This is a genomic window from Nitrosomonas europaea (assembly GCF_900167395.1).
GTDB lineage: Bacteria > Pseudomonadota > Gammaproteobacteria > Burkholderiales > Nitrosomonadaceae > Nitrosomonas > Nitrosomonas europaea.
Map to the genome: position 1 here is coordinate 1 of NZ_FUWK01000060.1, position 10,231 is coordinate 10,231.

Consider the following 10,231-nt stretch of genomic DNA (forward strand, 5'->3'; position numbering starts at 1 on the left):
CGAACATTCCAAAACGAAAGCCAATCATCCGCAGACCAACGGTATTTGCGAACGCTTTCACAAAACCATCTTGCAGGAGTTCTACCAGGTGACATTCCGGCGCAAGATTTACCAGTCCATTGAAGAGTTACAACACGATCTGGATGATTGGATGGCGTACTACAACAGTGTGCGGACTCACCAGGGAAAAATGTGCTGTGGACGCACCCCGATGCAAACTTTAATTGACGCAAAGGAGATATGGGACGATAAAATTACCGAATTGAATAACTGAATCTGATCTAACAGGCACTCGTCAAATCGGGTAACTGTCAGATCAGATCTCAACTACTACATATAACCTGATGCCCCAACAAACACATCAAAAGCGCGAAAATAGCGAACCAGGGGATATACCGAAACCGGCTGCACACCCTCAGGTAGTACAACATCTTTAATGGATATGGGATTATTCGCCCAGACAACTTCAAAGCCTGCCTGTTGTAACTGCTGTATCAGACCCTCCCCGATATTTTCGACATCGTTGATATTACCGGCTCCCAGGGAAAACAAAGCGTAACGTCCGTTCTCACTCAATCCCATCGCCCTTCTGGCCTGTACCCTATCCAGCAACTCCTCTTCCCTCAATAGACAAACGGGTGGAACACGTACCTGCGGGCAGTCGAAATCACTCTCCTCCCAGCCAGATTCATCACCCGCCTCACCCGGCTTGATAATCAGGCTGAACATATTCTTCTGATGCGGAAATGATTTAGCCTTATCTGCCTGGTGCAAACCCCGATGCGACCAGACAATCTTTGCCTTGCCATATTCTCTACAGGCATTAATAAATCCCTGATATGGCCAGGTACCATCAAAGACAATGACTGACGGACGAACATGCTCCAGTATCAGGCCAAGGCGAAAACACAATTCACGATTCCAGTCTGCGGAACTTGTACGAGACCAGTTGGGCGAAACGAAGTAATCTGCTGGAAAACCCATTTCCTCGATAATTTCGATCGCTGAAGCCAGCGAAAAAAACATGATCTCGACCTGACCCTGCAACTGACGTGCATAAGACAAACAACGGGATAAATGACCCATGCCGGCACCATTTGTGCAGACAAACAGGATAGTTGGCAACTTTACAAACTCCGGATAAAGCAGCATGCCAAATGCATGACTGCCAGATTGAAAAACAATTTCGGAGTTATACCATAAGCAAATTTTCTGGGTATTTCGATAGACCGAGAAAGGCAATACAGATAACACCGATAGAAATCACCTTGCGCCGTCGCACAACTCGCATCGCTTCGAGAAGTGTCATTCTTCAACCGTCCATCTTGCCATCCCACACAATATACAAGACATTTTTCCCAATAGCCCTGTGTACACCATCGTATAAATCAGGAATAGATTAACTATCATCATGTGCCCCAAACAGCTTTACGAATTTTCATGCGATTCTCTTTTTGTTAACTGCTGATACATCCCAAGCCATTTTCTGCCCCAATTTCGCATCCCGAGAAACTTTGAACGGGGCCGCTGATATAACAAATCTGATATTCCCAGTGCCGCAAAAGTAGCGATATCGCGTTTATTTGGCTCCTTATCGGAAATAAAATAACGATTCAAAGGTTTCAACATTTCCTGCAAAGCTGTTTTGAATGGCTGAATCAGTTCGGGTGGCAGTAATTTAAGTGTGTACTGAAAAGAACCCATACGCTTTCTCAGAATAGTAGCCAGGGCTTTTCGCATAAACGGGTCTGCCAGATACATTTCCAGTTCGCGATGAAATTCCGTAATGTGGCTAAAAGCTCCCGACCCGGCTCGATTATCAGTGGTAGAGCCTTGCCGACCATAGCGGTGATGATAAAAACTTACAGAGACCTGAATTGTTTTCTCTGCATAAAAATGTGACCAGACCGAGAAGCAGAAATCTTCAGAGAAATGGGTGCGTGGGAAATAAGCACCGCTACGAAGCAGAATACTTCTGGCATAAATACGATTCCATATATTGGAAAAAAACGAACCCTCCAGCACGTTGGCCGGTTCATTTTCAGGAATCGTAAAGCATTTCTGGAGGAGCGATTCGGTCCTATCTGGATAATGGCGGGTAAATCCGGCAGCTGTCGCAATATCAGCACTCATCTGCTGCATTTCATACAAAGCGGACGTATATTCCCCCGGCGAAATCCAATCATCAGCATCAATAAAACCGAATGTATCGGTTTGCACACTTGCCAAACCGATATTACGCGGCACGGCGGGCAAACCGCTCGCCTTGCAAATAGAGATATGATCAATAATTTCCGGATACTGACTGGCAAAGCCAGCAATTACGCCATGTGTATCATCCAATGAGCCATCATCGACCACAACGAGCGTTTTATCACTTTCGATAACCAGCGCACTCGCAAGACAATCCGTCAGATACAAGTCGCAATCATGCGCCGGAATAATCAGGGTAAGCCCCTGTTCTCCCGGTTGGCAAGATAGTGTGCTTTTTTGCATCTCCATCGCAACAGGAGGTGTAAAAAACGGTAATACCTTACGTAAAATCTTGACGCCGCTCTCATCACAATCAACCGACAGCACTACCTGCGAGCGGTAACGCGCCAGCCAGCGCCCCTGTGCTTCGAGTACTGTCGCCGATTTAGCCCGACGGTTAAGAATCGCATTTACCGAAGGAAAACGGGCACAGTATTTTCTTAACCAGACCTCATCGTCCGCGCACCGGATATTTGCCACGAGCAGAATTTCTTCCGCGTTCGATTCATTCAGAAAAGATTGGAGCGTGTTATCTATCTGCTGCCGCTGCGCCAGATCAGCCAGTAAAAATATCAGCGTCTGGCCAGTCTCAGATTCAGATGAACTATTGCCCGTTTTACTTTCAGAAAAATCAACATGCTCTGATAGTGACTTCATTGCTACTATCCGTTACTGGCTGCTGACAGTATCTCCAGCCGCATCAGGCAAACGCCTTGTGATCAGTCTGCGCAAGCCGGTTCGAATGCGCTGGAATATACCGACATTCTCAGATTCTTCCACAACGTGGTCGAGTGCCAGTATTGCCTGCAACACACGCTCGCAGCATTGGCCGTCACGCCAGGCGAAAGTATTATGCATGCGTTTCGCATATTCATCAGAGGGCTGACAATCGCGTGCCAGCAAGTCTGCCATGGCAGTCAACACTTCCTGCTTTTCCGTGCACACCGGACCAAAACCGTCGCGGCGATAATCAAAATAGCCTTTCTGATACGAGTGAGCCCCAGAGAAAAATTCTTCTTCATCAAACTGCCAATAAACCACCGGGCGCTTGAGATAGGCCATTTCAAATGCAACGGAGGAGTAGTCGGTAATCAGCAATGCTGCTCGCTGGAAAAGTGTCTGAATACTGCCATCCATGTGTGACAACACCTCAATGCCGGCCGGCAAGTTGAACTGATCAAGATAAGATTGTATGTTGGCATGAGGAAAAAAGACTATCCGGTAACCCCGCTGTTGCGCCAATGCCATAAGAGCCGGCTCAGACAGCAAACCTCCCCATGAGCGCGCGTAGAGCGTATCCATAAAGCCCTCACGCATGATACGCTCACTGCTCTTATCAATTAATTCACCAAGTAAGTATTTACGCCAGGTAGGCATGATTAGAATCAATTTTTCTTTCTGCCCAGTACCCTGCAATAGGGCATCATGACGCGGGAAACCCGTAAGGATGACTTCCTTGGAAGTGAATTTATACCGATTACCATCCTCGGCAAATGAGACCTGTTCAATTGGTGAAGCAGTTACAAGCAAATCGATACGTCTACTATTCAACCAACGCGATAAGTCATCTTTGGTGACACCATGCTGCAAAAAAATAAATTGACGTCGCTTGATACCGCCATCAATGAAAGGGTCGACCACATAAGGAGCGGCTTGAGAGCTCACCATCCTGGTACATTCTTGCATCGCCAGCCGGTGTTCTGCACTACCAAAAGCAATCAATTGAAACCCTTCTGCCTGCAGGCGTGGCCAGTCATGCGATTCTTCACGTAACAGGAAATAAACAGGCAGTTGCGGCATAGCGCGACACACATAACGGTACAGATGCTCGGCGTTGTCATCCGCCTGCGTATCCCGGTCCATAAACAGCCAGGCGCCGGCATATTTCCCCTCGCGCACAGGCTGAAGCGCAGAAAAATGTTCGCGGATCGCCTGCACATCAATTGTTTTCCCCACCTGTTTGCCACCCATGGAAATACGCGCTGCTACATTATCCAGCCGTACTTCCAGTTTCCCTTTTTGGCTCAGCGGCAGCCAGACCCTGCGATCCTGTACAAAAGTACGCTCAAGAAAATCATGCGCAGTGATTTTTTCAAATGCCGGCGCAACAATTTTTTGATTAACAATAAATTCCTCAGCAGGTTGTTCGCCATGGAAATAACGCAACAGTACCTGCTGCCTGGCCCAATCGAAACTTTCTACATAGACGATCTGGAAGGGAGGTTTTAATTGCTTGAATGCGGAAAGTATTCCGACTTTGTGAAAAAACCAGCAGCCAGCCAGCTCAAATTCCACAATGGTATCCGTTGTAATAACGGAAAACAGCTTATCCAAGTGAGCAAGAAAGCGCCCTTTTTGAGAAGGTGCAAGAAATGCAACTGTTTCCGAACGATTTACGATTTTTCTTAAATACCAGACAAGATCATAAAGTACGGTACGTTGTACATATTTTGGAACATTGTAGCCTCGTGCAATATAAGCATCAAACAATGCCTGATAACTGTAAATCATCACCTCATCAAAGCGTTCTTCTTTTTGCCAACTGATATCAAGCATAGAATTGGCTTCCGTAAAATTCCGATAGTAATAACGTGGCGCAACCAGAAAAGCCACTTGCTTGCTTTTAAGTGGCTGAAGATAACAGCCGACAAAATGGCCATCCTCAAAATTGGGTTTGATCCGCTCATCAAATAACCGGCTTTGTTCTCGCAGTAAAGACAGCCTGAAAAAAGCAGAATTAACTGTTAACTGCAGGTGTTTCTCCAGATCATCTGCAGCAAAAATACGATCACCTTTGGCAAACCGGTACTTTAATGGGTGGGTATCGCTGAAGCTGTCCTGATTTTCCCGATAAAAAATAAAATTGCATGAAAGCAGTGCTAATTTTTCAGCTGTCTTTTTGGCGGCTTGCTGTGCCAGGAAATCATCCACTTTCTGAAAATAATCGGGAGCGACGAAATCATCGGGATCAATAAAGGTCACCCATTCAGTATGTGCCTGTTGCAACCCCAAATTACGTGCACTGGCCTGACCCCCATTTTCTTTATGCAAATACAGGATATTTTCCGGGTAACTTGCCTGCCAACGCCGGATAATATCTGCTGAATGATCAGTAGAACCATCATCTACCATGATCAGGTAAATATGGGAACGGAAATCCAGTGTCTGGCACGTCATCGAGTAGAAGAAATCATCCAGATAGGCGGCTACGTTATAAACAGCTGAAACAACTGTGTATTTTTCATGACCCGCTGTATTGCCGGTTTTGCCAAGATCGGTAATCTGTTTATCAAACAACCTTAACCATCGGTTGCAGGGATCGGCTTTCAGCCCCTCATAAAAACCGATTTCCACGTAATGCAGCAGCGGGTTGAGATCGGTTTCCAAAATTTCCGGATGTTGTTCCAGATAACGTGATGTATCAAAAAAAGGGCCAGGGTTTTTCCCCTCAGCGGCTCCATGATAAAAATAGTGATCAACCGGGTCTGCCCCGCTCTCCCTAACCTCAGGATATTGGGTAAAGTACCAGGCGGCATCAAACCAGCTGCATTGCCGCAAAACCCGGATGACCTTTTCAGCAGGATATTGTTTCAATTTTTCCAGTTCCCGGCCTGGCTCGCGCGCCAGTTTCGCTTCTTTTTGTAATCTGCCTGCCTGTCGTGTCTCAGAACTGCTGAAGGGTGTATCTGCCGGCAGCAACTCCAACATCGCGGCTGCTTCAATGACATCACCGGCTTCATGCAGTCTGAAAGCGAGCCATTTCAATCGGTAGGGTTTCGGGTCAAGCGCATATGCACGCCGCGCGGCTTCCGCGGCATGGTCACGTTTGTTTTGCATCAAATGCCGGGATAACGCCGTCCAGGCATTAGCCTGCATGACGGGTGAAATGGATGGCCTGGTCAGCAGTTTTTCAACTGCTGCAAACCCTTCTTCCTGATAAGTGGAAATGACCTTGCCAAACCCTTTGCCCCCCAGCACCGCAGGTGGCTTTTTACGTACTGACTGGCGCCAGATAGCGAGAAGCTTTCCAGGCACCGATAACAATGTGCTCGGAGAATCCACAGCCTGGATCAGAATATTACCAAGCCGCACATTGAGCGCATTATGCGTTTCAAGATGATGCAATTGACGCTGAGCATCCACTAATGCATGTAAACGCCGATTTTCAGCCACAACACTTACCAGTTTCTGATCAACCGATCTTCGGTATTCAAGCTCTCCCTGATCTTGAAACGATAAAGATTCATCTGCTTCTTTCAACCCGCCTGATTGAAAGTTCTCAACGGTATCGGGAACCTTAAGTAAGTTTGTTGGCTGATTCATTGTTTATTGTTTCTCCCATACTAAAAGACAGAATCACTTTTTGTTAATTGTTCACATTTATGTCATATCCTATTCCAGATGCTGGCTTTCAAATCAGGAGTAAATGCCGATATCCCCCCTGTTATCGGATCTTTATTCAGCATGATCGTGAATAACCAAGGTGTTTTTGGCGTCTTTCTTTTATGCAATGCAGATAAAACCTTCTACCAGCTCCATTCCGGATGACGAAATGGACGGTTTTAATGTGAGGGATGCAGATTAACGCAGAGGGAAGACGCTAAAAGCCGGGAAATAGCGTTGTTTTAAATGCTGTAGAGAAGAATTTAATATAAATACATTGATAAAATATCAAAATATTTATATTATCAAACTCATTAAATTCATTGGTTCCAGTCTTGATGATCTGAAAAATTTTCCGGAAGAAGCTCGCAAAGCAGTCGGATTCGAGCTTTTCGCGGTACAGAGGAGGGCTGATGCCATCTGATTTCAAACCAATGCTTGCCGTTGGGCCGGGGGCTTACGAGATCAGGATTCACATAATGGGTGAGTGGCGCGTAATTTACGTGGCAAAAATGCAGGACACAATATATGTCCTGCATACATTTCAGAAGAAAACACAGAAAACCAGCAAGCACGATCGTTATAGGCAAATCATAAAGGAGATAACCAATGGAAAAAATAACTGACTCCAGCGGAAATATATTTACTGACCTGGGATTCAACCCGGAGCAATCAGCTATCTATACCCTGCGAGCAGAATTGATGAGCAATTTGCGCAAAACGATCCGGGAACGTAAATGGACTCAGGAAGAAGCTGCCAAAGTGCTTAACATTGGACAATCCCGCGTATCCGATCTGATGCGTGGCAAATGGGAAAAATTCAGCCTGGATATGCTCATCACTCTGGCGATCCGGGTCGGCAAACGGATTGGGATTACTGTTGTATAGGGAATTAGTACACAAGCTAAAAACAAAATATCAAGCAAAGGGATTTTGAATTAGAAGCCGATCATCAATTATTTGGCTGTTCTGCATATCTTCTGAATAAAGGATCGTGCAATCAGCCGATAATGCTGCGGCGATGATCAATGCATCATATATCGAAAATCCATAGTGTTCCGCTATCCGGAGCCCTTGATCATGTACTTCGACAGTAACCGGCACTACGGAACATATCATGCGTATGTGTGAAAGAAATTCCTGGATTTCAGCAAAGGACATGTTCAGTTTCCTCCGGGCCACACTTGCGAATTCATTGAGCACCTGAACACTGATAAAGCCGCCAGCTGCAATAGTGTTTTCCGCCCGAACAGATTTTGTTTCATCTTCGGATAAAAGATACAGCAGGATATTCGTATCCAGAAAAGCACTATGATCTTTCATGCGCTTCAAGGCGATCAAATTTGAAGTCTTTCGGTAATCGCCCACGGTATTTTCTCAGTCGTTCAAGGATTTCACGGGCTTCCGGTGTTTTCATGATTTCAATGTCACGGGCACCTGCCACGTGAATTTCAATAGAATCACCTTCCTTGAGATCAAGTATTTCAACAACTGATGCGGGTAATCTGACTGCCAGACTGTTGCCCCATTTTGAAACCTGCATTAAATAATCTCCCTTAAAAGATATACAGTCTTCTAGTGTATATTTTTATATTATTATCCTCAAGCATCGCCGATGGGTTTGCAGAGCCGTAGAATCATCAGGACATAGGGTTGCTTAAATGAGAGGCATTATTGGCCATCACCACTCAGCGTGCCGAATGACTGGTGCAACGATTCTCTGCACACACTGATCCTGAGCCGTTCACCGCCTCGTGGATCGGGTCAAACTACTGACGATGTTGCGTGACCGAATATCGCGGGAACTGGTCAGTATTGAAACTAAAAAGCAGGGATTCATTGCATTCACCCCAACCTACCAGGCTGACCTGGGATTCAACCCGGAGCAATCAGCTATCTATACCCTGCGAGCAGAATTGATGAGCAATTTGCGCAAAACAATCCGGGAACGTAAATGGACTCAGGAAGAAGCTGCCAAAGTGCTTAACATTGGACAATCCCGCGTATCCGATCTGATGCGTGGCAAATGGGAAAAATTCAGCCTGGATATGCTCATCACTCTGGCGATCCGGGTCGGCAAACGGATTGGGATTACTGTTGTATAGGGAATTAGTACACAAGCTAAAAACAAAGTATAAAAAGATCGCCGGGAAAGGCGAAAACCAAAAGGATAAAACGCTGCCATGGCACCTGGAAACCGACCAGTTGACTAACCGGCATCCAAACCATAAAGTAAGGATTCCTTACATTGACGAGGTGTTCGATATGCTTGCAAAAATGACAGCAAAAAATCAGTTGACCCTGCCCAAGAGCGTAACAACAGCTGTTGGTGCCGGTGAGTATTTTGAAATAGAGGTACGTAACGGACAAATAGTACTGACGCCGGTACGCATTCAGCGAGCCGATGCAGTGCGCGCCAAGCTGGCAGAGTTGGATCTGGGTGAACGAGATATTATGGATGCTGTTACCTGGGCGCGCCAACCGGTAAAAGGATCGGCAACTGAATGAACCTAAAAACCGCAGTTGATCGCTGATCAGCCCCTGGAAACCCTGATGGGTAGTGAGCTTGCTGCTTTCACTCATGCCAACCCGACGGGTGAGGCCGCTACGTACCCGATTACACGCCTGGCACGCTGTCTGGCTGCGTTGCTCCTCGTTGCAGGGAATAACCATGCGCCTCGTCGCGCCTTGCCAGGCAGTGCGCCAGACGCACACTCGGATACGTCCAACCGCGGTTTTTAGGATGAAAATGAGCAAAGCCGTCAGCCGGGTGGTATTGGATACAAATCTGGTGTTGTCGGCGCTGGTATTCCAGAGTAGCCGCCTCACACCCTTACGAAATTTATGGCAAACGGGACGAATCCATCCTTTGATCTCTCGGGAAACTGCTGCAGAGTTGATTCGTGCTCTGACTTACCCCAAGTTCAAGCTCACTGCGAGCGAACAGGAAGAATTACTGGCAGATTATCTGCCTTATTGTTTAACGGCTATCATTCCCAACCCTCCTCCCGTAACACCACCCTGCCGTGATCAGGCGGATATACCGTTTCTGCAATTGGCCTTGGCTGGCAAAGCAGATGTACTGGTCACTGGAGATAAGGATTTGCTGGTGCTGGCAGGAATGTTCGATTGCCGGATCCTGGCCGCTGACGTTTTTTTAACTGAGTTTGCAGGTTGTTGAAAATATACTCTCCCCTCTCACGCCAGCGGAAGAGGGAAGCAGAACAAAGCAGAAACAAGATTGAAATAACCTCCTTTCTTATTTTGACTCACAGGGGAATCCCCACGATTCCAACTAGAAGAAAAACGATCTAGGATTAGATAACAAAAGGCCCGCAGGAGCGGGCTGGCGTTTGAAGTAGGAAGGGTTACAACTGCGGCCTATGGAAATTTATTTGTAGTAGTTGAGATCTGATCTGACAGTTACCCGATTTGACGAGTGCCTGTTAGATCAGATTCAGTTATTCAATTCGGTAATTTTATCGTCCCATATCTCCTTTGCGTCAATTAAAGTTTGCATCGGGGTGCGTCCACAGCACATTTTTCCCTGGTGAGTCCGCACACTGTTGTAGTACGCCATCCAATCATCCAGATC

12 protein-coding genes and 1 pseudogene are annotated in these 10,231 nt (G+C 46.5%); 7 read left to right on the forward strand and 6 right to left on the reverse strand.

The window, feature by feature from the left end:
• Positions 1-274: integrase core domain-containing protein (locus B5D58_RS12820; RefSeq protein WP_143779567.1), on the forward strand; the 274-nt coding region annotated here is incomplete at its 5' end.
• Positions 275-330: 56 nt separating this feature from the next.
• Here the strand turns inward: B5D58_RS12820 and B5D58_RS12825 are convergent.
• The 3 genes from B5D58_RS12825 to B5D58_RS12835 form a co-directional block, all read right to left on the reverse strand.
• The gene (locus B5D58_RS12825) at positions 331-1,152 is read right to left on the reverse strand and encodes a glycosyl transferase (protein ID WP_176766715.1); all 822 of its coding nucleotides are present in this window, start codon (positions 1,150-1,152) and stop codon (positions 331-333) included.
• A 276-nt stretch (positions 1,153-1,428) separates the two neighbouring features.
• Positions 1,429-2,733 carry a glycosyltransferase family 2 protein gene (locus tag B5D58_RS12830; protein ID WP_158297465.1) on the reverse strand — a complete coding sequence of 435 codons (1,305 nt, stop codon included), beginning with the start codon at positions 2,731-2,733 and terminating at the stop codon, positions 1,429-1,431.
• Positions 2,734-2,922: 189 nt separating this feature from the next.
• Complete coding sequence (locus B5D58_RS12835; RefSeq protein ID WP_011111944.1) at positions 2,923-6,576, reverse strand: CDP-glycerol glycerophosphotransferase family protein; 3,654 nt, start codon at positions 6,574-6,576, stop codon at positions 2,923-2,925.
• A 494-nt stretch (positions 6,577-7,070) separates the two neighbouring features.
• Between B5D58_RS12835 and B5D58_RS14245 the strand changes: the two genes are divergently transcribed.
• Positions 7,071-7,262, forward strand: coding sequence for a type II toxin-antitoxin system RelE/ParE family toxin (locus B5D58_RS14245; RefSeq protein WP_234989087.1), 192 nt, complete (start codon positions 7,071-7,073; stop codon positions 7,260-7,262).
• The gene (locus tag B5D58_RS12845; protein WP_011111946.1) at positions 7,246-7,524 is read left to right on the forward strand and encodes a helix-turn-helix domain-containing protein; all 279 of its coding nucleotides are present in this window, start codon (positions 7,246-7,248) and stop codon (positions 7,522-7,524) included. Before B5D58_RS14245 ends, B5D58_RS12845 begins: the two co-directional genes overlap by 17 nt.
• Positions 7,525-7,554: 30 nt before the next feature.
• Here the strand turns inward: B5D58_RS12845 and B5D58_RS12850 are convergent, their stop codons facing one another.
• Both B5D58_RS12850 and B5D58_RS12855 read right to left on the reverse strand, forming a co-directional pair.
• Positions 7,555-7,959, reverse strand: a complete 405-nt coding sequence (locus B5D58_RS12850; RefSeq protein ID WP_011111947.1) for a PIN domain-containing protein — start codon at positions 7,957-7,959, stop codon at positions 7,555-7,557.
• Positions 7,946-8,179, reverse strand: a complete 234-nt coding sequence (locus B5D58_RS12855) for an AbrB/MazE/SpoVT family DNA-binding domain-containing protein (RefSeq protein WP_011111948.1) — start codon at positions 8,177-8,179, stop codon at positions 7,946-7,948. The genes B5D58_RS12850 and B5D58_RS12855 overlap by 14 nt, the downstream gene beginning before the upstream one ends.
• 211 nt (positions 8,180-8,390) lie before the next feature.
• Here B5D58_RS12855 and B5D58_RS12860 point away from each other — a divergent pair, with 211 nt between their 5' ends.
• From B5D58_RS12860 to B5D58_RS12875, 4 genes are read left to right on the forward strand one after another with little or no spacing between them, the layout of a single operon-like run.
• Positions 8,391-8,741, forward strand: a complete 351-nt coding sequence (locus tag B5D58_RS12860) for a helix-turn-helix domain-containing protein (protein WP_234989086.1) — start codon at positions 8,391-8,393, stop codon at positions 8,739-8,741.
• On the forward strand, positions 8,722-9,144 hold the full coding sequence (locus tag B5D58_RS14250) for an AbrB/MazE/SpoVT family DNA-binding domain-containing protein (RefSeq protein ID WP_011111950.1): 423 nt from the start codon (positions 8,722-8,724) through the stop codon (positions 9,142-9,144). Before B5D58_RS12860 ends, B5D58_RS14250 begins: the two co-directional genes overlap by 20 nt.
• 45 nt (positions 9,145-9,189) lie before the next feature.
• Positions 9,190-9,378: a hypothetical protein gene (locus B5D58_RS12870; RefSeq protein WP_143023784.1), complete on the forward strand. Its 189-nt coding sequence runs from the start codon at positions 9,190-9,192 to the stop codon at positions 9,376-9,378.
• Positions 9,379-9,385: 7 nt separating this feature from the next.
• Positions 9,386-9,817 carry a putative toxin-antitoxin system toxin component, PIN family gene (locus B5D58_RS12875; RefSeq protein WP_011111951.1) on the forward strand — a complete coding sequence of 144 codons (432 nt, stop codon included), beginning with the start codon at positions 9,386-9,388 and terminating at the stop codon, positions 9,815-9,817.
• 276 nt (positions 9,818-10,093) lie between these two features.
• Here B5D58_RS12875 and B5D58_RS13725 read toward each other — a convergent pair.
• A pseudogene (locus B5D58_RS13725) lies at positions 10,094-10,231 on the reverse strand (IS481 family transposase); the annotation flags it as partial.

What these genes read in the sequence shown, in the direction of transcription:
- B5D58_RS12825 (WP_176766715.1), bottom strand. Translation starts at nt 1,152, where the DNA reads ATGCTGCTTTATCCGGAGTTTGTAAAGTTGCCAACTATCCTGTTTGTC.
- B5D58_RS12835 (WP_011111944.1), bottom strand. Translation starts at nt 6,576, where the DNA reads ATGAATCAGCCAACAAACTTACTTAAGGTTCCCGATACCGTTGAGAAC.
- B5D58_RS14245 (WP_234989087.1), top strand. Translation starts at nt 7,071, where the DNA reads ATGCTTGCCGTTGGGCCGGGGGCTTACGAGATCAGGATTCACATAATG.
- B5D58_RS12845 (WP_011111946.1), top strand. Translation starts at nt 7,246, where the DNA reads ATGGAAAAAATAACTGACTCCAGCGGAAATATATTTACTGACCTGGGA.
- B5D58_RS12850 (WP_011111947.1), bottom strand. Translation starts at nt 7,959, where the DNA reads ATGAAAGATCATAGTGCTTTTCTGGATACGAATATCCTGCTGTATCTT.
- B5D58_RS12855 (WP_011111948.1), bottom strand. Translation starts at nt 8,179, where the DNA reads ATGCAGGTTTCAAAATGGGGCAACAGTCTGGCAGTCAGATTACCCGCA.
- B5D58_RS12870 (WP_143023784.1), top strand. Translation starts at nt 9,190, where the DNA reads ATGGGTAGTGAGCTTGCTGCTTTCACTCATGCCAACCCGACGGGTGAG.
- B5D58_RS12875 (WP_011111951.1), top strand. Translation starts at nt 9,386, where the DNA reads ATGAGCAAAGCCGTCAGCCGGGTGGTATTGGATACAAATCTGGTGTTG.